The 23,348-nt window shown below is 54.5% G+C and carries 18 protein-coding genes; 9 read left to right on the top strand and 9 right to left on the bottom strand.

Annotated features, from left to right (window positions below):
* Position 1: 1 nt before the first annotated feature.
* Positions 2 to 1,501 (bottom strand): aldehyde dehydrogenase, encoded by a 1,500-nt coding sequence (locus ACW17M_RS13570; protein ID WP_457547612.1) that lies wholly within the window; start codon positions 1,499 to 1,501, stop codon positions 2 to 4.
* Positions 1,498 to 2,745, bottom strand: coding sequence for a M20 family metallo-hydrolase (locus tag ACW17M_RS13575; RefSeq protein WP_457547613.1), 1,248 nt, complete (start codon positions 2,743 to 2,745; stop codon positions 1,498 to 1,500). The genes ACW17M_RS13570 and ACW17M_RS13575 overlap by 4 nt, the downstream gene beginning before the upstream one ends.
* A 154-nt stretch (positions 2,746 to 2,899) precedes the next feature.
* On the opposite strand from ACW17M_RS13575, the gene ACW17M_RS13580 reads away from it, so the two are divergent.
* The 3 genes from ACW17M_RS13580 (at position 2,900) to aguA (ending at position 6,855) form a co-directional block, all read left to right on the top strand.
* Positions 2,900 to 4,306: an aminotransferase gene (locus ACW17M_RS13580; RefSeq protein WP_457547614.1), complete on the top strand. Its 1,407-nt coding sequence runs from the start codon at positions 2,900 to 2,902 to the stop codon at positions 4,304 to 4,306.
* Positions 4,307 to 4,381: 75 nt separating this feature from the next.
* Positions 4,382 to 5,728, top strand: a complete 1,347-nt coding sequence (locus ACW17M_RS13585) for a Na+/H+ antiporter NhaC family protein (RefSeq protein ID WP_457547615.1) — start codon at positions 4,382 to 4,384, stop codon at positions 5,726 to 5,728.
* The gene (aguA, locus tag ACW17M_RS13590) at positions 5,725 to 6,855 is read left to right on the top strand and encodes an agmatine deiminase (RefSeq protein WP_457547616.1); all 1,131 of its coding nucleotides are present in this window, start codon (positions 5,725 to 5,727) and stop codon (positions 6,853 to 6,855) included. The genes ACW17M_RS13585 and aguA overlap by 4 nt, the downstream gene beginning before the upstream one ends.
* 70 nt (positions 6,856 to 6,925) lie before the next feature.
* On the opposite strand, the gene ACW17M_RS13595 is transcribed toward aguA, so the two are convergent.
* Positions 6,926 to 8,044, bottom strand: coding sequence for an alkene reductase (locus tag ACW17M_RS13595; RefSeq protein ID WP_457547617.1), 1,119 nt, complete (start codon positions 8,042 to 8,044; stop codon positions 6,926 to 6,928).
* A 182-nt stretch (positions 8,045 to 8,226) separates the two neighbouring features.
* Between ACW17M_RS13595 and ACW17M_RS13600 the strand changes: the two genes are divergently transcribed.
* Positions 8,227 to 8,982, top strand: a complete 756-nt coding sequence (locus ACW17M_RS13600) for a FadR/GntR family transcriptional regulator (RefSeq protein WP_027957091.1) — start codon at positions 8,227 to 8,229, stop codon at positions 8,980 to 8,982.
* Between the two features lie 20 nt (positions 8,983 to 9,002).
* Here ACW17M_RS13600 and ACW17M_RS13605 read toward each other — a convergent pair whose 3' ends face one another.
* From ACW17M_RS13605 to ACW17M_RS13625, 5 genes are all read right to left on the bottom strand, one after another.
* On the bottom strand, positions 9,003 to 10,262 hold the full coding sequence (locus ACW17M_RS13605; RefSeq protein WP_457547618.1) for an allantoate amidohydrolase: 1,260 nt from the start codon (positions 10,260 to 10,262) through the stop codon (positions 9,003 to 9,005).
* 53 nt (positions 10,263 to 10,315) lie between these two features.
* Positions 10,316 to 11,017, bottom strand: a complete 702-nt coding sequence (locus ACW17M_RS13610; protein WP_457547619.1) for a DUF1028 domain-containing protein — start codon at positions 11,015 to 11,017, stop codon at positions 10,316 to 10,318.
* An 18-nt stretch (positions 11,018 to 11,035) separates the two neighbouring features.
* Complete coding sequence (locus ACW17M_RS13615; RefSeq protein ID WP_457547620.1) at positions 11,036 to 12,430, bottom strand: YfcC family protein; 1,395 nt, start codon at positions 12,428 to 12,430, stop codon at positions 11,036 to 11,038.
* A gap of 172 nt (positions 12,431 to 12,602) precedes the next feature.
* On the bottom strand, positions 12,603 to 12,974 hold the full coding sequence (locus tag ACW17M_RS13620) for a hypothetical protein (protein WP_190374518.1): 372 nt from the start codon (positions 12,972 to 12,974) through the stop codon (positions 12,603 to 12,605).
* A 161-nt stretch (positions 12,975 to 13,135) separates the two neighbouring features.
* On the bottom strand, positions 13,136 to 14,323 hold the full coding sequence (locus ACW17M_RS13625; protein ID WP_457547621.1) for a M24 family metallopeptidase: 1,188 nt from the start codon (positions 14,321 to 14,323) through the stop codon (positions 13,136 to 13,138).
* A gap of 354 nt (positions 14,324 to 14,677) precedes the next feature.
* Between ACW17M_RS13625 and ACW17M_RS13630 the strand changes: the two genes are divergently transcribed.
* Positions 14,678 to 15,970: an NAD(P)/FAD-dependent oxidoreductase gene (locus ACW17M_RS13630; protein WP_457547622.1), complete on the top strand. Its 1,293-nt coding sequence runs from the start codon at positions 14,678 to 14,680 to the stop codon at positions 15,968 to 15,970.
* Between the two features lie 209 nt (positions 15,971 to 16,179).
* Here the strand turns inward: ACW17M_RS13630 and ACW17M_RS13635 are convergent, their stop codons facing one another.
* Positions 16,180 to 17,568, bottom strand: a complete 1,389-nt coding sequence (locus tag ACW17M_RS13635) for a glutamine synthetase family protein (RefSeq protein WP_457547623.1) — start codon at positions 17,566 to 17,568, stop codon at positions 16,180 to 16,182.
* 266 nt (positions 17,569 to 17,834) lie between these two features.
* Here ACW17M_RS13635 and ACW17M_RS13640 point away from each other — a divergent pair, with 266 nt between their 5' ends.
* From ACW17M_RS13640 to nhaC, 4 genes are all read left to right on the top strand, one after another.
* Entirely contained in the window at positions 17,835 to 18,641 is an 807-nt protein-coding gene (locus ACW17M_RS13640) for a gamma-glutamyl-gamma-aminobutyrate hydrolase family protein (RefSeq protein WP_041158720.1), read from the top strand.
* A 35-nt stretch (positions 18,642 to 18,676) separates the two neighbouring features.
* On the top strand, positions 18,677 to 20,053 hold the full coding sequence (locus ACW17M_RS13645; protein ID WP_457547624.1) for an aspartate aminotransferase family protein: 1,377 nt from the start codon (positions 18,677 to 18,679) through the stop codon (positions 20,051 to 20,053).
* A complete protein-coding gene (locus tag ACW17M_RS13650) occupies positions 20,053 to 21,552 on the top strand; it encodes an aldehyde dehydrogenase (RefSeq protein WP_457547625.1) in 1,500 nt (499 codons plus the stop codon). The genes ACW17M_RS13645 and ACW17M_RS13650 overlap by 1 nt, the downstream gene beginning before the upstream one ends.
* A gap of 222 nt (positions 21,553 to 21,774) precedes the next feature.
* Complete coding sequence (nhaC, locus tag ACW17M_RS13655; RefSeq protein WP_027957082.1) at positions 21,775 to 23,229, top strand: Na+/H+ antiporter NhaC; 1,455 nt, start codon at positions 21,775 to 21,777, stop codon at positions 23,227 to 23,229.
* Positions 23,230 to 23,348: the final 119 nt, after the last annotated feature.

Below are 23,348 nucleotides of genomic sequence, written 5' to 3' on the forward strand. Positions count from 1 at the left end.
GCTAGGTTTGTAGCGCCATCCAGATGGTTTTGATCTCGGTATACTCGTCAAGCGAGTGAAGCGATTTATCCCGCCCATTACCGGATTGCTTAACCCCACCGAACGGCACTGTCATGTCCGGGCCTGCCCAGTTGTTAACGTAGACTTGCCCGGAGTGCAGCTTGCGTGAGACGCGCATAATACGATCAATGTCCTGGCTCCAGACGGCGGCAGCCAAGCCGTAGTCGCTGTCGTTGGCAAGTGCCAAGGCCTCTTCTTCGGTATCGAAGCCAAAGACAGACAGCACCGGCCCGAAGATCTCTTCGCGACCTATCGTCATGGCTGGGGTGACATCGTCAAACACGGTAGGGGGAATAAAGAGTCCAGGGCCATCTAACGGCTGCCCGCCCGAGCGTAGCGTGGCGCCCTCTTCCTGCCCCTGACGGATATAATCAAGCACTCGTTGGTATTGAGTGTCATCCACCATCGCCCCCATAAAGCTTTGCGGGTCGAGTGGATCGCCTGGTTGCATGGCAGCCGCAGCGTCCACCACTTTCTCGACGAAAGCGTAGCGAATGCTGTTTTCCACCAATAGCCGCGAGCCAGCGATACAGACTTCACCTTGGTTATGAAAAATCGCCGCGGCCGCGTGCTGAGCTGCGGCGTCTAGATTTTTGCAGTCGGCAAAGATGATGTTGGGGCTTTTGCCACCGCACTCCAGATAAACGCGTTTCAAATTGGATTGGCCTGCGTACTGCATAAGCTGTTTGCCCACGGGAGTGGAGCCGGTAAAGGAGAGGCAGTCGACCTCCATCGACAGGGCTAGCGCTTTACCCACGGTATGGCCATAGCCGGGGAGTACTTGAAACACCCCGGCGGGCAGGCCCGCTTGTTGGCTTAGTTGGGCAAGGCGTAGCGCCGATAACGGCGATTTTTCTGACGGTTTGAGAATAACGCTGTTACCTGCCGCCAATGCCGGTGCAATCTTCCAGGCGGTCATCATGAGTGGGAAGTTCCAGGGGACGATGGATACCACCACCCCGAGTGGCTCGCGCACGATCAAGCCCAGGTGTTGGTCTCCCGTCGGGGCCACCTCACCGTAGAGCTTATCGATACTTTCGGCGGTATAGCGCAGGCAGCCGATGGCGCCGTCAATATCTCCCAGCGCACTGGTAATCGGTTTCCCCATATCCAGAGTGTCCAACAGGGCAAGCTCGTGCCTATGGGCCTGCATTAACGCCGCCAGGTCAAGCAGCGTGGTTTTGCGCTGACCGGGCGCGCGGCGCGACCACTCTCCCTGATCAAAGGCCTGCCGAGCTGCGCGGGTAGCGAGCTCGGCATCAGCGTCATCACAGCTGGAGACCTTGGCTAACACCTCGCCGGTGGCTGGGTTCACCGTGGTAAGTGTAGCTCCACGCTGTGCATCGACAAAGGTGTCGTTGATATAGGCGCGGGTTTCAAAGGAGAGTGTGTCTGCCAGTGATTGCCACTCGGCCTGGTTCGTTGGGGCAGTTGTACTCATTGGGTAACCTCAAGATCGTTAGCGTTGTGCAGTAGCGCGTCGCAAAGCACTTGGGTGCCAAGTGCACATTGCTCCGGCGTTGCGTACTCGGCTTCGTTATGGCTAATGCCATCGCGGCAGGGAATAAAGATCATCGCGGTGGGTGCCTCCCGTGCTACATAAACCGCATCATGGCCCGCCCCACTGAGCATTCGGCGGTAAGCGATGCCGCGTGCCTTTGTGGCCTGTTCGATGGATGCAATGCATTGGTCGTTAAATGCCACCACCGGGGAGTTCCAGAGGTGTTGCGGCGTTACCACGACACCAAAGGTCTCTACCAAGGCATCCAGCTCGCTATAGAAGCGGGCCTCCAGCGTGTCTAGCTGATCGTCGTGCACATGACGAAGGTCGACAGTCAGGGTGACCCGGGCAGGAATCACGTTGCGAGAAGGCGTATCGATCTCCAGGCAGCCAAAGGTCACCTTGCTGTCACCGCTGGTGTCGGTGGCGGCGATGGCGTATAGCCGATCAATGAGCCGGGCGGCAGCGGCCAGGGCGTCGTGACGATATGCCATGGGGGTGGTGCCCGCATGGGCAGCGCTGCCTTCAATCGTCAGGTCAAACCAGCGCATCCCTTGCACACCGGTGACCACACCGATATCTAAGCCCTCCTCTTCAAGTACCGGCCCCTGTTCGATATGCAGTTCCAGAAAACTGGCTAACCGAGGCTCGCCAATGGGCAGGCTGCCCTTCATGCCTGTCTCCTCAAGGGCCTGTCCAAAACTGATCCCTTTTTCGTCCTGCCGAGCCAGGGTCTCATCCACCGTAAACACCCCCGCATAGGTGCCGGAAGCCATCATCGCGGGGGCAAAACGGCTGCCTTCCTCGTTCGTCCAAACGATCAGTTCCAGAGGTCGTTCGGTAACGATTTGCTGGTCGTGTAGGGTGCGAAACACTTCCAGACCCGCGAGAACCCCCAGCACGCCGTCGAAACGACCGCCTTTGGGCTGTGTATCCAGGTGGCTGCCGACAGCGGCGGGCTCAAGGTCGTCACGTGTACCGGGGCGGCGGAAAAAAAGGTTCCCCACGGCATCACTGCGAACATGGCAGCCAATATCGGCGCACCACTCGATCAACTGCTGCCGACCGGCGGTATCTTCGGGGGTCAGTGCCAAGCGGTTGCTGCCGCCGTTGGTGGTAGCGCCGATCTCTGCCATGGCCATTAAACTTGACCACAATCGCTGGCCATCAATGGACACTTGCATGGCGTGTCTCCTGTTGTGTTTGTTGGGTTAAGGAGATCCACCATAGGAGGCCTTTCGCGCAGCCGATATACCCCAATGGGGATATATTCCCGACACTGTTTTCCCCGCTAGCCTGTGAAGTCACCTCAACAACGGCTTCCTAATAAGCGAGGGTATGACGATGACTCAACAGCAGGCGAAAGGCTCTTACGACGCGCAAGACCTTTGGCAAAAAGATAAAAATCACTTTATCCATCCCTTTACCGACTTCAGTGTGTTCCACGAAAATGGCTGTGACTTAATTACCGACAGTGATGGTATCTATGTCGAAGATGCACACGGCAACCGCTTTATCGATGGGATTGCCGGCCTGTGGTGTGTCAATGTGGGCCACGGCCGTGCCGAAATTGGCCAGGCGATGGCCGAGCAAGCCACACGCATGGCCTACTTTTCCACTTTTAACAATCTCTCCAATGCCCCGGCCACCGAGCTGGCGGCCAAGCTCTCAGAGCTTGCGCCTGCCCACTTGAACCATGTGTTTTATAGCTGCGGCGGGTCAACGGCAAACGATGCCACCATCCGGCTTGTGCATTACTACTTCAATCGCTTGGGCAAGCCTTCGAAAAAGCGGATCTTGTCGCGCACCAATGCCTACCACGGCACCACCTACATGGCGGCGAGCCTGACCGGTATCGCCAGCAATAACTGGCAGTTCGATACACTTGATCTGGTGACCCATCTGAGCGAAGCCAACTGCTATCGCCGCCCAGAGGGGATGAGTGAGGCCGAGTATTGTGATCACCTGGTCGATGAACTCGAGCAAACCATTGACCGGCTAGGGGCGGATAACATAGCGGCCTTTATTGCTGAGCCAATCATGGGCGCGGGGGGCGTATTGGTGGCACCACAGGGCTACCATTCCCGCGTGCAGGCCATATGCCGTGCCAACGATATTCTGTTCATTGCTGATGAAGTGGTGACAGGCTTTGGACGTTTAGGGCACTTCTTTGCCTCAGAAGCCGTGTTTGAAACCCAGCCCGATATTATCAATGTGGCGAAAGGGCTTTCATCTGGGTATGCCCCATTAGGTGCAACGCTGATATCTGACGCCCTGTATGCGGTACTAAGTACTCCTCAAGGCCCCGGCGGGGTATTGAGCACCGGCTTCACCTATTCCGGGCATCCCGTGAGCTGTGCTGCAGCGCTTAAAAATATCGAAATCATTGAGCATGAAGGCATTTGTGAGAATGTTCGCGAAGTTGGCCCCTATCTTGAATCCAAGCTCAAAACGCTCGCCTCTCATGAAACGGTAGGTGATATACGTGGCAGTCATTTCATGATGGCGATTGAAAATGTGGCTAATAAAACAACCAAAGAATTACTCCCCGTTGACGCGCGCGTAGGTGACCGCGTGGCCGCTGAAGCACAGAAACGTGGTTTGATTATTCGGCCGGTTGGTCATCTCAATATCATCTCGCCGCCCCTGATCTGGACGCGTCAAGTAGTCGACGACGTCGTTGCTATTCTCGACGAAGCGTTTGCCGCCACCACACGCTCACTTAAAGCGGATGGTTACCTATAAACACTGCTATTCGGGACGGGCGTTAGCGCCCGTCTTCAGTAGTGACCTACGACAACGAAAAAAGGGGAATAACCAATGGAAGAGTATGGGATTTTAAGCCTTATACCCACGTTAGTGGTGTTAGTCATGGCGATTATTACCAAACGCACGATTGAGTCTCTTCTGGCAGGCGCGCTGGTAGGCTTATTAATGTTTCAACCTCTCAATGTCATTACCCAAGGGTCGGATATACTGCTATCGGTATTGGGTAATGACACGGTGACGTGGATTGTTCTGGTGTGCGGTCTATTTGGTAGTTTGATTGCCTTGCTGGTAAAAACGGGCGGTGTGTTAAGTTTTGGTGATGCCGTTACCCGACGCATCCATACCCGTCGACAAAGCTTGTTAGCTACCTGGGGGCTGGGGCTAATAATCTTTGTCGATGACTATCTCAATGCGCTGACCATAAGCGCTTCCATGAAGAAAATCACTGATCGCTTTAACATATCCCGTGAGAAGTTGGCCTATATCGTTGACTCCACTGCAGCGCCGATCTGTATTCTCGTACCGTTTTCCACCTGGGCTGTGTTCTTTGCAGGTTTGCTGGAAGAGAACAATGTCGCTGGTAACGGCATGGCGCTGTACATCCAAGCCATACCGTTTATGTTTTACGCCTGGATAGCGGCGGCGCTGGTGCCCCTGGTGGCACTGGGCATTATCCCCAATCTTGGCCCGATGCGAGCAGCGGAAGCCCGCGCTGAAGCTGGCCAGCCGCAGCCCGATGGCGCTGATGACAGCGCGCTGGAAATAGAAGATACAGGCAAAAAACGCCCTCATCTGCTCAATTTTCTGCTTCCCATTGCGACGCTGATTTTCTTCACCTGGTATTTTGAGATTGATGTGCTGCGCGGGGTGATGGTGGCGCTTGCAGTGACGCTAGTGCTTATCGCTGTGCAGCGGCTGTTAAGCTTCAACGATACGTTTGACACCGCGCTGGATGGCTTCAAAGCCATGATTATGCCACTCGGCACGTTGGTGGCTGGGTTTGTGCTTAAGGAGGTGAATGACCTGCTTGGCTTAACCAACTATGTGATCGAGAGCGTTCAGCCTTTAATGACCGCGGGTATGCTACCGGCGGTTGTCTTCGTCACCATGGCCTTTCTCGCTTTTGCGACCGCCTCCTTCTGGGGACTGTTTGCCGTGGCGATGCCTATCGTATTACCGCTTGCCAGTAGTATGGATGCGCATATGCCGCTCGTGGTGGGGGCTTTAATCTCCGCCAGTGCCTTTGGCAGCCACGCCTGCTTTTACGGTGATTCTACCGTCCTTTCTGCCCAAGGGGCGGGGTGTACGCCAATGGCTCATGCGTTAACGCAACTTCCCTATGTCTTAATAGCCGCTGTCGTGGCAACGGGCTTCTTTATAGTGGTGGGGAATATATGAAACACGCGACGACCTTTCCTACAACGGCCACCGAACCTCTGACAGGTGAGCCAACACCCAGTGCACTAGGCTTTTCGATGCCGGCGGAGTTTGCCCCCCATTCTGCCTGCTGGATGCTGTGGCCCCAGCGCCCCGATACATGGCGCTACGGTGCGAAGCCCGCTCAGCAAGCCTTTGTGGATGTGGCTGTGGCGATTGCTGAGAGCGAGACGGTCTTCGTGGGGGTTAACGATGAGCAGTATGAAAATGCCCGCAACCAGTTGCCTGCGCATATTCGGGTGGTTGAGTTGTCCAGCAATGATGCTTGGATGCGCGATGTCGGCCCCACCTTCATTACCCATCCCGATGGGCGACTCGCCATGGTGGACTGGGAGTTCAATGCCTGGGGCGGGTTGAAGGAGGGGCTCTACTTCCCATGGGACAAAGACAAACGGATTCGTTGTAAAATCAGTGAAATGCTGGGTATCCAACGCTTCGAGGCCCCGCTCGTACTAGAGGGCGGAGCCATTCACGTGGATGGTGAAGGTACGCTGATCACCACGGAAGAGTGCTTGCTGAATCCTAACCGTAATCCGGAGATGAGCCGCGCCACGATCGAACACTGGCTGCAGGAGTATTTAGGCGTCAGTCATATCATATGGTTACCGCGTGGCTGTTATCTAGACGAGACCGATGGTCACGTAGACAACCTGTGCTGCTTTATTGCGCCAGGCCATGTGGCGCTAACGTGGTGTGAGGATGAGCAAGATCCTCAGGGCGCTATTTGTCGTGAAGCATTGCGTGTGCTGGAAACCGCTACGGATGCTCAAGGCAGGCGGCTCACTATCCATAAGCTGCCGCAGCCAGGCCCACTTTATATTGCCGACGATGAAGCCAGTGGACTTGACCGCCTCAACAGCTCGCATCCCCGGTTACCTGGGGATCGAATGGCGGGGTCTTACGTCAACTTTTATATTAGTAACTCGGCCATTGTGATGCCCTTGCTGGATCCTCGTTACGATGAACAGGCCAAAGGCATTCTATCCCGGTTATTTCCCACGAAGAGGGTGATCGGCGTTACGGCAAGGGAAATACTGCTTGGCGGCGGGAACATTCACTGCATCACACAGCAGCAACCACGCGTGTAGCGTTTCGCAGGAAAAACGCCCTGTTCAGTCACAGGCTGAACAGGGCGCGGGGTAAAGCTACCTTTGGCTGTTACTGAATACGGTCATAGCCATTATTCATAAATGGATAGTCGGTGTATCCCTTCTCATCACCGCCATAGAACGTTTCGTGGTTCGGCTCGGTGAGTGGTGCGTTAACTCGGAAGCGCTCCGGCAAGTCGGGGTTGGCGATGTAGGGGCGGCCAAAGGCCACGGCATCAGTGGTGTTTTCGCTGATGCGTTTATCGGCGCGCTCGGCGTCGTAGTTGCCGCAGTAGATCAGGCTGCCGCTAAAGCGTTCGCGCATCTGCTCGCGGAAACCATCGGGGAAGGTGATATCGCCACCGGCCCAGTTGGGTTCGTTCAGGTGCAGGTAGGCAAGGCCGCGCTTGGAAAGCTGCTCGGCCATGTAAAATGCCATCGCTTCCGGCTCATCGTCGGTCAAACCAAACAACTCGATAAATGGCGTCATACGGATGCCGACCCGGTCAGCCCCGTAAACGTCAATCACCGCATCAACCACTTCCAGCGGGAAGCGAGCCCGGTTTTCCAGCGATCCGCCATACTGGTCGGTACGCTTGTTGGTGCCCGTCGCCAGGAACTGGTTAAGCAAGTAGGCGTTCGCGGCGTGGACTTCGACCATGTCGAAGCCGGCACGCTTGGCGCGTTCGGCCGCTTGGCGATAGTCGGCAACAATGCCAGGGATCTCGTCGGTTTCCAGCGCACGTGGTGTGCTGGTGGGGTGCTGACCCGCGGTGCCATCTTCAAACTCTACGAAACACTGGGCGCCTTCGCCTTTCAAGGCACTCGGTGCTACCGGCTGTTGGCCGTCAGGTTGAACCATTTCGTGAGAAACTCGCCCAACGTGCCACAGTTGCAGAGCAATACGGCCACCTTTGGCGTGTACTGCGTCAACAACGCCTTTCCAGCCTGTTTTCTGCTCATCCGTCCAAATACCGGGTGTATACACGTAGCCACGGGCAGTGGGAGATATGTTGGTGGCTTCGCTGATGATTAGCCCCGCTCCTGTGCGCTGGCCATAGTAAGCTTCCTGAAGTTCACCCGGTACGCTATCGGGTGTACGCGCCCGTGTCAGCGGCGCCATAACAACCCGGTTAGGAATCGATAGGCTGCCCAGTTGGAGGGGAGTAAACAGTGTTGCGAAAGCCATTAATTAAGCTCCTTTTGAATGCTTCGATGAAATAGTACGCACAAAAATAGACCAGTTTACTAGTTAGTGCCAGCCAGATATTTTTAAACGTATTTATGCGCTAGATAACCTTTTATGTGGCATCCAAACTCGCGATCTCTCTGGTACTCTTGCTGCTTATTACCAAGGATGTTGTTGATAGCATGTTAAAAAACGCCCCTCAGCGCCGCCCTTATCAGGTGGCGGAAACCATTAAATGCTGGATCGTGGACAGGCACCTAAAGCCGGGTGACCGGCTACCTAGCGAGTCGGAACTGATGGAGACCCTGCAGGTGTCGAAAGGGACAGTGCGCGAGAGTACGCGAGTACTGGAAGCCCAGGGGTTGGTCGAAACTCGCACAGGGCCCGGAGGCGGCGCTTTTGTGCGTGAGATGAGCGAGGCCAAAGCGGTATCGCTATTAAGTAATTACCTGTTTTTCAAAGAGATATCAATCAAGGATATCTACCAGATACGCTTGGCGTTAGAGCCTGAACTAGCCGCTTCGTTAGCCGGTAAAGTGGCTGCCAGTGATATGGTGCGTTTACGTGAAAGCCTGCATAGTTACGCAGACCCTGCGGACGATAGTGAGACTGAGCGTCAGCAACATCTTGATTCGCTGCATTTCCACCTAATGCTCGCTGAACTGGCCGGTGGCAATCAACTGCTGACATTTATTATCCGCTTCACCATACAGGTGCTCTCAGATCTGACGATTTATCACCGTCTCTATGAGCCAGTTACCCACGATTTAGGACAGACTGGCTGTCGTTATCATGCAGAAATTTTGGATGCCATTGAGCTTGGCGATGCCGAAAGCGCCTATAACATCATGCGCGAGCATATGCTTGATGCCCAACAAGTGATGAATCAGCAGGAGGCTCAGGTACGCCGAGGCTTTTTACCTGAGCCACTAGCGTAACGGGCTGAGGGCGGAAAACGCTATGGACGTGGCAGCTGCTGTAAAAATGCCATGATCACTCGCGTCGCGACTTCGCCGTCTTCGGCGGTAATAGCTTCGTCTGGGTGGTGGCTAAGCCCATCTTTACAGCGTACAAACAGCATGCCGATATCGGTTAATGCCTGCATCGCTAAGCCATCATGCCCAGCGCCGCTAAACATTCGCTCTGCCGGTTGGCCAACCTGGGTGCACGCCTGTTCGAGGGCGGTCATCATCCAGTCTGCACAGGCCACCGCATCGGCGCTGTAAGTGTTTTCAATATTAATGGTTAATCCGCGGCGAGTGGCGACTTCCGTTAAGGCGGCTGTTACGACGTCTCGCCCTTGATGGCGAATGCTCGCTTTGGGTGAGCGCAGCTCTATCGTGAACGTTACCTGAGCAGGTATAACGTTGACCGCATTGGGGTGGACATCGAGCCTGCCCACCACGCCGACCAACTCATCGGTATTCTGCAGTACGCTATCGATGGCAAGCACCATTTCCGCCGCGCCGACTAGCGCGTCATGACGTATGCCCATCGGTGTAGTGCCTGCGTGTCCGGCCTTGCCGCTTAGCGTGATTTGGTGGCGTTCAATGCCTGTTAAAGCCGTAACGATCCCCACGGCATGATCGCGCTGTTCCAGGATTGGCCCTTGTTCAATATGTACTTCTAAAAATCCCAAGGTGTTGGCAGGGTCGCGGGCGGTAGCGGGGATATCCTCAGGTGTGCAACCGAAGGCTATTAATGCCTCTCGCAGAGAGATTCCCTCGGCATCCTGGGCTTCCAGTTGGTCAGGTGTCACGCTCCCAGCCAGCGCTTTACTGCCGACCAGCGTGGTAGGGAAGCGAACGCCCTCTTCGTCGCCAAACGCGACCACTTCTATCCCGAATGGCAGCGTCACGCCTTCGCGTTTAAGTGCCTCCAAGGCCAATAGCGGTAGGGCCACGCCCAGCATGCCGTCGTATTTGCCGCCTTCTATCACTGAATCTTGATGAGATCCCATAATGAAGGTTTTCTCACCCGCTTGAGCCTTGGGGCAGCGACCCACAAGATTGCCTGCGGCATCCAGTTGGGGAGTAAGCCCCGCGTGTTCCATCCAGCGACTGATTAACGGCAGTACCTGACGATGCGCCTGGGAGCAGAACAGTCGCGTGACACCGGGGCCTGGCTCAGAGTATTGGGCAGCTTCGTCCAGGCGATCAATTAATGCCTTTCCCAGCTCGCCTTGATTAAAAGCAGTGTGAGCAACCGTGTTGGTCATAAACTCTCCAATAGGCGCTGGCACGGGGTGCCAGCAACAGAATAGGCGTTCTTTTAGCGCAGCGGCAGTTGATGCCAAAAGGCTTGAAAGTTCTCGGCCATAAACTCATCGACTAACGCCCGCAATGCGCCGACGACGTCCTCCGACCAGTCGATGCGCAAATCGATAGGCGCTTGATGAAACGACTCGATACGCAGTGCGGCCGAGCGTACACCGCGCTTATCGCCACCCGCTGATAGAGCAGCATCAAGAGCATCAATCAGATGCGTAAGCAGATGTTGGTCGTGATGAATAGGGAAGCGGGGCGACTCGTCGCGCTGAATGGCAGCGCTGCTATTAGTGGCGCTAAGGCGTAAAAATTGCTCTGCAAAAATCCTCACGACCTCGGTGCTCTGCAGCATATTCCCAGCGGCAGCGACGCTAGGGAAGCAGGTTTCAGCCACTTCCGGCACATTCTCTGCACCTGAATGTGCTGATGTGCGGCCCTGAGAATCCATCACCAAACATTGGCGCGATCCCGAGTCGTTGTCCTCGCTTACGGCGGCTCTAAGCGCCTGCCGGGCGCTGGCGCCCGCGGCAAGTGCTTCGTATATCCGAGCTGGGTACCACGGGTTGGTAAAGCGCCCTTGGGTGGCGCATGCCCCAATGCCTCGCCAACAGTGATGTACATAGCCTCCCACCGCCACTCCGCCTGTAGCGGTGATGGTAGCGACGGTGCCCGTGTCAGGATTGCAATGAACAAGTGAAAGCGTCATCGCGGTTTCCTATGTTGTTCAGTAACCCACGAGATGGCCAATCACCAACCCTACCCAGGCTAATACATACACCAACGCCATAAAGGGCATAATCGCCTTCAACCACTGGGCGTATGAGACGCGCCCCAACGCCAGCATGGCGAGTGTGCCGCCAGACGTGGGAACAATCAGGTTCGTTAAGCCGTCACCGACTTGGAATGCAGTGATCATCAGTTGACGGCTCATACCCACAAGATCCGCCACTGGAATCAGAATGGGCATTGTCACCAGTGCCTGACCAGAACCGGAAGGGATAAAGAGGTTGATAATACCCTGCACCACACTGGCCATAATCGCGGAAAATATTGACGGAATGCCGTCGATCATAGCGCTCAGCGAGTTAACGATGGTGTCAATAATCACTGCTTGCTCAAGGATGACCTGAATAGAGGCTGCCACCCCGATCACCAGCGCGCCTGCGGTCACGCTGGCTGCGCCCTCCATCATCTGTTTAACAATGCCGTTCGCCGATAGGCCGTTTAAGGCGCCAATGATGATCGCCAGCAGCAGGAACGTGCCTGCAATTTCATTGATATACCAACCGCGAGTGAACACGCCAATGAGCATAGCGACTAGTCCACCCACAAACACGACCATCGTAAGAATGTTGCGTTTGGTGAGAGAGTATTCGCTAAGCGGCTTGCTCAGTGCTTCCGCGTTATCCGGCTCTTCAAACTCCATTTTGACGACGCGTTTGCAGATATACAGCGAGAGCAGTGCAAGTGACGAAAGCACCAGCAACGTACGTAGCCAAGCGCCAGAGAAGGTCGGCAGTTCCGCGATCCCTTGAGCAACCCCCACGGTATAGGGATTGATGGGCGAGAGCGCAAAACCAATCCCAATACCACCAACGGCCATAGCAGTACCCACCAAACTGGAGCAGCCAATGGCGCTGGCGATGAGAACCGCAATGGGGACTAATGCAATGTTGTTTTCAAACCCGACGGCGACACCAAAAAAGCCGTAGATAAAGGTACCGACGACAATAATCACGTTACGCCGCTCAACGCCAACACGATTAACCGCTACGCCGATCGCGTTCTCTAACGCGCCGGTCTTTTGCAGAATATGAAACAGACCTCCGGCGATAAAGACGATAAATAGATACTGCGAGGCGGAGATAAGCCCTTCAGGAATCGCCACAAAAATATTGAAGAGTGGGATGTTGGCAACGTCTTCTAAATAGTCAAAAGAGCCCGGCACCACCACCGTTCGGCCATCTTGGGTAACTCGTTCAAATTCACCGGCGGGGATAATGAAGGTCAGAAAATAGGTAGCAACCAGAATAATAAAGATTAGCACCATGGGGTCGGGAACCGCCTGATACCACTTTTTACGCGAGCCAGAGGCTGCCGCGGTTTGTTGTTCAGCCATGAGGATACCCTGTCTTGTGATGTGTCTCAGCGTTGACGCTCGTTGGCGCCTTATCTTGAATTTATCATGATAAATAGCAGGGTCAAGCAAGGCTGAATTTTCAAACGCCAGGAACGCGCCGATTAGACCGATTTGGAGGCCTTAATCGCACGCTTGTTTGTGGAAAAGGGAATTAACGTCGTTGCCAAGGCCAGCGCCGTTTGGCAGGAGTGTCGATCTGCTGGAGCGCACTAGAGAGTGGCAGCATAATGGCTCCCAACTGGCGATAGCAGACCGCGCTGCTGAGTACCCCTGGGCACTGTTTGAGTAGCAGCTCGCACTGTTGTGAGGCGATATAGAGCTGTTCGGTGACGGCTGGGGCAAACAGCGGCTTGGACTGCTGGCAGCAGCGAGTGAGCTCCCGCGACAGCATGGAAAGCATGCTGGTATCCATCCAGCAGGGCAGCGGGTCTTCCAGGCGGCCGGCAATAGAGTGCTGTACCGCTTCAAAAGAGGTGCGCAAAAATATGACCGTTTGGCGAAGTTGCCGCTGCTCGCTAGTCATTCCACTGCTCCCTCACACTGGTTGCTTCCTGTGGGCATAATGTGGGCATAGACCCGACCATCTACTATTTGAAGTAAAGAGAGTGTTTCTCATTTGCATCTTTGTTGACGATAGCGCTACTCCATCGACCTGTCAATGCTATGGCTATAAGGCGCAGTAGCTTATGAGCCCGCCTCAAACAGCTGCCAGTCGTTATTGGTCAGTGGTTTTGCTCCATTTTCAGTCACCACCACGGTGTCGCTTATGCCAACGCCCCACTGGCCGGTCACCCGCAGGCAGAGTGGCAGGTGAAACACCATGTTGGTTTCAAAAGTGCGGGCCTGCCCTTTGGCGATAAAGCCGGTGCCCTCCACCCAGCTAGGCGGAAACTGAGCGCCCACGGCGTAGCCAAAGACACCGGAGAAAAAATACTGGTCACGCTGGGGAGCGAGTAGGGCATCAGCCGCCTGGGCCGCGGCATCAAAGGTATTGCCTGGACGCATGGCGTCGCAGAGCGCTTCAAACAGTGAGCGGCAAAGATCCCGAGTGGCGGAGAGAGCCGGGTTTGGAGCACCCGTCACGGCAGTCCGCATCATGGGTGCCGTATAGCGTTGGTAAGCGGCACCGAACTCTAGGAAAACCGGTTCGTTAGGCTGTATGACACGCCGCTTATGGTTGACGTGAATCACACCAATACGGTGCCCACTGGTCACAATTGGCTGGAGGCTCATAAACTCGCTGCCGTTTTCGAGCAGCGCTTTGACGCCCACGGCGGCAATATCGTTGTCGGTCATGCCGGGGCAAATACTCTGTATCGCGGTCTCTAACCCGAGAGCGGTGATTCGTGCGCTCTCTTGCAGCATCTCAAGTTCGGCAGGACTTTTGACAATCCTAATCGCATCAACCACCACGCCTGCTTCGCTAAAACGCTCACGGCCGATAGTCTGCATCAGCGCATCAATCACCCCAAAGCGCAGCCCGCTGCTCCAGCCATCAATACCAATTAGCTGGCAAGGAGAAAGCAGGTCTGCCAGCGGCGTGATGATTTCATCCAAATTTTCCCAGCGGTAACCGATGATCTCATCGACCCGAGCGGTAACTACTGCCGCACCGGTTTCAATCGAGGCGACTTGTAGCACTAGCCGCGCTTGGGTGCAGACTAGGCAAGCGTGCACCGAGACTTCAAAAGTGTGGTAGCCGGTGAGGTAATTGATATCGGCGGGGTCGGTCAGCAGCAGCGCATCTAATCCATGCTCTGTCATGGCATTGCGCACCTTATCCATGCGCGCTTGGTATTCGGCAGCGGGAAAGGGCAGTTCACTCTGGGCGAGCGTTTCCGCAAGGGCTGTGCGGTAGTGGTGGTAATCCATAGCGACCTCCATCAATAGGTAAGGTCAGTATAGGCACTTGCTTTAAGCTCGCTTTTATCTCACTCAACGCTAGCGGGTGAACGGGAAAGTTTCCTGCGAAAAGTAGAAAACGGCGCAACCGGTTAGCTTGAAAGCTCGCCTTCATAAGGGCTGTATATAAAAACGAGAGGTAACTTTTTCCAGTGTAATGGTCGCGTCTTTTTTAAGAGTCAGTGTTGCTTTATTAATAACATTTTCTTGTGGGGTGAAAAGTGTTTTTCCTCTGCAAGCCCTGTATATGCTGATGCTTGCGCATTATGTCAGCGATCTATATGATCATATTGGTTAAAATAATCAACAAAAGGAAGGTGGTAAATGCAACCTCAAACTTCTTCTGGTCATGTGGCTTCCTACTATGCGGCATCGTCAAACTCCACGTCACAAAGGCCCATGCTGGAGGGGGATGTGGAGTGTGATGTCTGTGTCGTGGGGGCTGGATTTACAGGTATCTCAGCAGCGCTGCATTTGGCGGAACGCGGTCACCGAGTGGTGGTGCTGGAAAGTGTTGCGATAGGCTTCGGAGCTTCCGGTCGCAATGGCGGGCAGATCGTTAATAGCTATAGCCGTGATATGGATGTTATCGAAAAACAAAACGGCGCTGAAACCGCCCGAGCGCTGGGGGCTATGGCATTCGAGGGTAACCAAATTATCCGTCAGCGCATTGAAAAGTATCAGATCAACTGCGACCTAAAAGATGGCAACCTTTTTGCCGCCTGTAATAAGAAACAGTGGGAAGGCTTAAAGGATCAAAAAAGCTTATGGGAACGCTATGGCCATCAGCAGCTTGAGCTGCTGGAAGGCGAAGAGGTCAAGCGAGAGATAGGCAGCGAACGCTATGTGGGCGCCTTGGTGGATCACTCTGGTGGGCATTTGCATCCCCTCAATCTGGTGCTGGGGCAGGCGGCGGCGCTGGAGTCGTTGGGTGGAAAGATTTTTGAACATTCCCCCGTGACAAACGTGGAACACGGCGAACCGGTAATACTGCATACCCCCAAGGGCCGAGTGACCGCTCAGCGAGTGATCATGGCTGGCAATGCCTATTTGCAAGGGTTGCTACCCAAGCTGGAAAGCAAAGCGATGCCTTGCGGCACCCAGATCATTACCACTGAGCCGCTGTCTGCCGTGTTAGCCACGCGATTACTGCCTAACGATAAAGCGGTCGAGGATTGTAATTACCTCTTGGATTACTATCGCTTAACCGCCGATAACCGTTTGCTGTATGGCGGAGGCGTGAACTATGGCGGGCAAGAGCCCACCAGTATTGAGGCAGCTATTCGACCAAAAATGCTGTCTACCTTCCCTGAGCTTGGCGATGTTCGTGTCGATTACGCCTGGAGCGGTAACTTCTTGCTAACACTCAACCGCCTGCCGCAATTTGGCCGCATTAATAGCAACGTTTACTACGCCCAGGGGTACTCTGGCCATGGGGTAACGTGCTCCCATCTGGCTGGCAAGTTAGTGGCAGAAACGATTAGCGGTGAAGAAGCGCGTTTCGAAGCCTTTGCGCAGATTTCCCACCTGCCCATGCCCGGTGGGCGTCTGTTACGTGTGCCGCTTTCCGCAATGGGTGCGTGGTTCTACGCGATGCGTGACCGGCTGGCAGTCTAGTGCTGATTAGTTTGATGATGGCTTGAAAACGGGCTGGCGAATACGTTCGTCAGCCCGTTTTTATTTGCCACGGATGCTCACGGAGAACACGGCATAAAAAGCTAATAGAAGGACGGGATAGCAGGGTAAGGCAGGCATAAGTAAAGAGAGAGACGGCGAGCAGCGCCTCTCTCTGTTTTATCAACCTGTTCTATCAACGATCTAACCACTCATACGTGGCGCAGGTACCAATCGTATTCCATGGAGCTGACTTCGCGCATGGTGTCGGCGCGCTCTGCTTGACGGTTGGCAATGAACACTTCAAGAAAGTCTTCGCCAAGTTGTTCGCCGAGTACGTGGTTGTTACCTAGCAAGTGCAGCGCGTGTGCCCAGCTGTTAGTCAGCTGAGGTGCAATTTGCTCATAGGCGTTGCCGATGATGGGTTCGGCAGGTGCAATCTGCTGGGTTAGGCCATGGTGGATGGATGCCAGCACGGTAGCCAGTAAAAGGTAGGGGTTTACGTCGGCACCCGCTACGCGATGCTCTATTCGTCGTGCTTCTTTCGGGCCAGCGGGTACGCGTATTGCCACGGAGCGGTTGTCGTACCCCCAGGCAGGTGCCATGGGCACATAGAGCCCTTCCTGAAAACGGCGAAACGAATTGAGGTTAGGGGCCAGCAGTGCCATGGAGTCTGGCATCAGTTCCAGCAACCCTCCTACAGCGTGTTGTAGTGCTGCGCTCTGCAACGGGTCGTCGCCGTTTTCGGCAAAGATGTTATGTCCGTTGCTATCTATCAGACTGACGTGAACATGGGTACCGCTACCGGCTTCTGAACCGTATGGCTTGGCCATAAAGGTAGCTTCAAAGCCATGCTTTAATGCAACGCCCTTGATGAGGCGCTTGAGCAGTACCGAGTGGTCGCAGGCGCTTAACGCATCATCTGTATGAATCAGGTTGGCTTCAAATTGACCTGGTGCGCACTCTTTCAATACCGTATCCAGCGGCAAACCTTGCGCCTGGGCGGCACACTGCAAGTCATTGATAAATTCAGCGTACTCATCTAATTCCAGCACCGAATATAGCTGGCTTTGAGTGGCCCGCTCGCCGCTGGAGGGGGACTGAGGTGGCTGAATTAAGTTTTCTTCGTCACGTACGCGGTCGACCAGATAAAACTCTAGCTCAAGGGCGACGACGGGGGTTAAGCCACGGTCGGAGAACTGCTTAAGAATGCGCCGGAGTATTTGGCGAGGGTCGGCAAAAAACGGCGAGCCATCCATTTCCTCCATGGTCATTAACAGCTGGCCATACTGGTTGTTATCCATCCATGTGACCGGGTTAAGTGTGCCGGGAATGGCGCGACAGACGCGGTCACCGTCACCGCTGGAAAGCCCAAGTCCGGTCTCTTCCACGGTGTTGCCATTGATGTCCAACGCAAAGACCGAAGCCGGCAAATAAATGCCTTTTTCAAACACTTTGGCGAGGTTGTCGCAAGGAATGCGCTTTCCTCGGATGACACCGTTAAGGTCACTGATCAACAGGTCAATGGTGGTGATGTCTGGGTGCTGGTCGAGAAAGTCCGAGGCTACGTTTTGAGCGTCTGTGTCATTGGCAGAGGACATACGTTGTACCTTATTTTTATGCCGTGTTAGTTGTGTTTCTACTAACAGTATCCTTGCGGTGTCGATCGTTTCTGTCAATTATTTAATAACAAAAAGCATATAAAAAATTATCCTTCATTATAAATTTGTTTCTTAATCCGTTGTTTTTCAGTTGCTTGGTGTGTTTTTTGGCAAAAAAGGCATTTTGCGCTTGGAAAATAAAATGAGTCACGCTATGTTGAATTGAGTGTTGAATAAAACATAACAACCGACAAAGTGGTTTGACTATGCAAGCAACGCATTCTCCGCGCCCCCTGGTGGGGGTTATCGCCTGCTGCCGAGAGGTGGAAGGTCATCCTGCCCAAATGGTGACCGATAAATTTCTTCAGGCGCTCTATCACTATGGCGTTACGCCGGTGGTTCTCCCGGTGCTGGTGGCTGATATAGCGTCGCCCGAGCAGCGCGCAGAGCAGGCTGTCGATCTGTTGGGCAGCCTGGATGGCTTGATGCTCACCGGCAGTTACACCAATGTCTCGCCTGATCGCTATGGCGCTGAACGCGCCCCGGAGAATACCCGTGACGACGCACGGCGTGACGAAGCGGCGCTTTGCTGGGTGCATGAGGCGTTACGCCAGGCGTTACCTTTATTTGGCATTTGTCGTGGCTTTCAGGAAATGAACGTCGCCCTTGGGGGCACGCTTCACCAAGCCGTACAAACGCTACCAGGCATGCTCGACCACCGTGAGCCGCCTGCTGACGACATGGCGGGCCATTATGCACCCTCCCACGCGGTAAAAATTCGCGCTAATGGGGCCTTGGCTGCGCTCTATAGCGATGAACATGCTGAGGTAAATTCACTGCACCAGCAGGGGATCGATCGGCTTGCGCCGGGGCTGGAAGCAGAAGCCTGGGCACCGGATGGGTTAGTCGAAGCGGTCTCCGTGCGCGGCGCCGCCGCGTTTGCACTGGCTGTTCAGTGGCATCCAGAGTGGCGCCCTAAAGAACATCCTTTCTATGACGCACTGTTCCAGGGATTTGCGACGGCCTGCCGTCAGCGTCGTACCCAACGTGCCGCCCAGCTTGCTGTCGGCTGAACGCTTGTTGCAACGATTTGAGCAGGAACTGATTTATGCAGACCCAGGATTACCAGGCGTTGGATCGCCAGCACCATCTTCATCCCTTCACCGACTTTAAATCCCTCGGTGAAGAGGGAAGCCGCATCATCACTCATGCCGAAGGGGTATACATTTACGATAGCCAGGGCAATCGCATTCTTGATGGTATGGCGGGACTTTGGTGCGTAAATCTCGGTTACGGGCGTCAGGAGTTGGTTGCGGCTGCCTCCGAGCAGATGCAGCAGTTGCCGTATTACAACAACTTCTTTAAAACCACCCACCCACCGGCAGTGAAGCTGGCCGCCAAGCTAAGTGAGCTGGCACCCGAGCATATCAATCATGTGTTCTTCACCGGATCCGGTTCCGAAGCCAACGATACCGTGCTGCGCATGGTGCGCCGCTATTGGGCAATCAAAGGCAAGCCGGAAAAGCAGTGGATCATCTCGCGTGAAAATGGTTATCACGGTTCTACCGTGGCGGGTATGAGCCTTGGCGGCATGGCGCCGATGCATGATCAAGGTGGCCCTTGTGTGCCGGGAATTACCCATATTTGCCAGCCTTACTGGTTTGGGGATGGTCGCGACATGAGTCAGGAGGCCTTCGGCAAGCAGTGTGCCCAAGCGTTAGAAGAGAAAATCCTGTTATTAGGTGAAGACAACGTAGCGGCTTTTATTGCCGAGCCGGTGCAGGGCGCAGGTGGTGCGATCATTCCGCCGGACAGCTATTGGCCTGCGGTGAAAGAAGTTCTGGCTAAGTACGATATTTTGCTGATTGCCGACGAAGTCATTTGCGGCTTTGGGCGTTTAGGCGAGTGGTTTGGCAGTACTCACTATGGGCTAACACCTGACCTGATGCCGATTGCCAAGGGGCTGTCGTCGGGCTATCTGCCCATTGGCGCGGTGCTGGTGGGAGATCGCGTGGCCGATACATTGATAGAAGAGGGCGGTGAGTTCTTCCACGGCTTTACTTACTCCGGCCACCCGGTCTGTGCGGCTGTTGCGCTTAAAAACCTCGAACTGATGGAAAGTGAGCAAGTGGTCGACAACGTTCGCAATGACCTGGGCCCTTATCTGGCTAAACGCTGGCAGGAACTGGCTGAACATCCGCTGGTGGGTGAGGTGCGTTCGTTAGGCTTGATCGGCGCACTGGAACTAGTCGCTGACAAGAGCACTGGCGAGCGCTTCGATAAATCCCTTTCCGTAGGCAATCTGTGCCGTGATTTGTGTTTCGAAAGCGGGCTAGTGATGCGCTCAGTGGGCGACACCATGGTGATATCCCCGCCGCTCATCATCACGCACAGTGAAATTGATGAACTGGTGAGCAAAGCGCGTTTGGCACTGGACAAAACAGCCGAAAAGCTGGCGATAACACACCCCATGGAGAGTGCATAATGGCGGTAGATAACACGAAAATCCTAGCCGACTGGCAAGCAAAAGCAGCGTCACTGAGCTTTGAAACGCGCGCTTTTATCAATGGCGAGTTTGTGGCCGCCGTCGCTGGCAGCACACTAACCAGTATCAATCCTGCTACCGGAAGCGTGCTTGCGGAAGTGGCCAGCTGCGATGCGCTAGATGCTGAGCGTGCAACGCAAGCAGCCCGTGCAACCTTTGAAAGTGGTGTCTGGTCACGTTGCCACCCGAGTCAGCGCAAACGCGTGCTGCTGCGCCTGGCCGATTTGGTCGAGGCACACCGCGATGAATTGGCGTTACTCGATACGCTCGATATGGGTAAGCCGATTTCCAGCTCACTAGGGGATTTGGCAGGCACTGTCGCTTGCTTACGCTATCAGGCGGAGTGTATCGACAAGCTTTATGGCGAAGTGGCCCCCACGGGAGATAGCGCACTTGGGTTAGTGTTACGCGAGCCCATGGGGGTCGTGGCGGCCATTGTGCCATGGAATTTTCCACTGATGATGACGTCCTGGAAGATTGCCCCAGCACTGGCCGCGGGCAATAGCGTCATTCTCAAACCGTCGGAAAAATCGCCTTTATCAGCGCTGCGCTTGGCGCATCTTGCCCAGGAAGCCGGTATTCCTGACGGCGTATTTCAGGTTTTACCCGGTTACGGCCATACGGTGGGCAAAGCTCTGGCGCTCTCCATGCAGGTAGATTGTCTGGCGTTTACCGGCTCCACGGCTGTGGGTAAACAGCTCATGCAGTACGCTGGACAATCCAACCTGAAACGCGTGTTTCTAGAGTGCGGTGGCAAAAGCCCTAATATCGTTTTCGCTGACTGCCAATATCTCGATGCCGTCGCCCAAAGCGCTGCGGAAGCTATTTTCCACAACCAAGGCGAAGTCTGTATTGCCGGTTCGCGACTGTTGGTGGAAAACAGTATTCGCAAGGATTTTGTGGCCCGCGTGGTGAAAGCTGCTGAGCGCATGCAGCCAGGAGACCCGCTCGACCCGGATAGCTTTATGGGCGCCATGGTCGATGAAGCGCAGTACCTGCGGGTACTTGATTATATTCGCCAAGGAAAGAGCGAAGGCGCCACCCTGACGCTAGAGGGCGAAGCCAATCACACCCAGGGATATTTCCTGTCTCCGACGATTTTCGATGACGTAACCCCCGATATGCGCATTGGCCGCGAAGAGATCTTTGGGCCCGTGCTGAGTGTGTTCGGTTTCGACAGCGAAGAGCAAGCGATTGCACTGGCGAATGATAGTGACTTTGGCCTCGCTGCCGGCGTTTGGAGCCAGGATATTGACCGCATTATACGGGTCTCGCGGCGTCTGCAATCCGGTCAGGTATACGTGAATAACTGGGCGGGTATCGATCAGACAGTGCCTTTCGGCGGCGTGAAGCAGTCGGGCAATGGGCGCGATAAATCGCTTCACGCGCAGGAGAAATACTGCGAAGTGAAGACGGTGTGGATGTCGCTAAGCGTTTGAACCATCGAAGTTCGTAACGAGCTTCGCCTGGGTACTTCACCCTTTATTGATTCGATTCAATAGCGCTAGGTGTCACGGCAAATGCCGTGCCCCCTCGCCGAGGGGGCCTTGTGCCTGAAAAAACAATAAAAACAAGCATAACAATGATCGGAGTCGCCATCACTGCAATGATTTCCTAACGGAAATACGACGACCAATAATCAAACATTAAGTGAGAACATTATGTCGACTGACCACACTGCTAAGGAAGACCAAGAAACTCCCCGCCCAAGTTTAAAAGCGACCATGATACCGATTGTGTTTATGGCGGCATCATTGGGCGTATTTATTGGTTACTTCGAGACGGATCCGCACTTGCCACTTTTTTTGAGTGCGATTGTAGCGACGATAGTGGCTATTGCGACGGGTAGCCGCTGGAAGCATCTCGAAGCGGGTATTTTACGTTCCATAGGCCTGACCACACAGGCGATTGTGATTCTAATCATTATCGGCACCATTATTGGCTACTGGATTGCCGGTGGGATTGTGCCCACCATGATCTATTACGGGCTGAGCATTTTGGCACCAGACTACTTTTTGGTTGCGGCGTGCTTGATCTGCTGTTTGGTATCGTTGGCTGGTGGTAACGCCTGGACGGCGGCAGGCACTATTGGTATCGCCCTGATGGGCGTCGGTGAAGGGCTAGGCCTTAATCCGGCGATGGTAGCAGGTGCTGTGATCTCTGGGGTTTATTTTGGCGACAAGATTTCTCCGCTTTCCGAAACTACCAACATGGCGCCAGGTGTGGTCAGTGTCGACCTGTTTGAACACATTCGCTATATGCTCTACACCACGGTTCCGGCGCTCGCGGTGGCGCTAGTGCTTTACACCATTATTGGCCTGAACATGACGCCTTCAGGTGATGGTGCGGCACAAGTAGCCGAGTTGCAGCAGAGTCTAGATGAACTGTTTATGATCAGTCCCTGGCTGCTGCTGGTGCCTGCGGCAGTTATCGTGATGATGGTCAAGAAGGTGCCGGCCATTCCTGCCCTTTCTGTTGGTTCGTTGATGGGTATTGTTTGCGCGATTGTGGTTCAGGGCGTACCTCTAGGTGATAGCTTTACTATTTTTGTGGAAGGCTACGCGGTAGACACTGGAAACGCCACGGTGGACGACCTGCTGACCAACGGCGGTGTTAGCGCCATGATGTGGACTGTTTCGCTGATCATTATCGCGATGAGCTTTGGCGGGATTCTTGAGTCGGCGGGGTTCTTTCGTACCATCGTGGAAAGTCTGCTCAAACTGGCCAAGACCACTGGCAGCCTGATTGCTACTACAGTGGCGACATCGATGGCTGCTAACGTAGTGGGTTGCGATCAGTATCTAAGTATTATTCTTCCTGCCCGCATGTATGCCAGCGAGTACAAGCGTCGCTCGCTGAAACTGAAAAACCTGTCTCGCACGGTAGAAGATGCTGGCACCATGACGTCGCCTCTGGTGCCTTGGAATACCTGTGGTGCCTTTATGTTTGCCACGCTGGGCGTCAGTGCTTTCAGTTACGCGCCTTATGCCTTTCTAGCGCTGCTTAGTCCGTTATTTGCCATTCTTTACGGCTTTACCGGCTTCCGAATTGCTTACGAAGACGAGCCGCAAGAGGCTGAAGTGGTCGTGGGATTGGCTGATGCTCGAAGTACTTGAGCTGACCACGACGATGCACACCGACTAAGCGAATTATCTTTTGTAGAAAGCGATCATTTAATTAAGTTTTTGCCCCACAGCCGTGGGGTTTTTTTTGCGCTATTATGTGCCCGTCAATA

It is taken from the genome of Vreelandella sp. 2A-K22 (genome assembly GCF_054065485.1).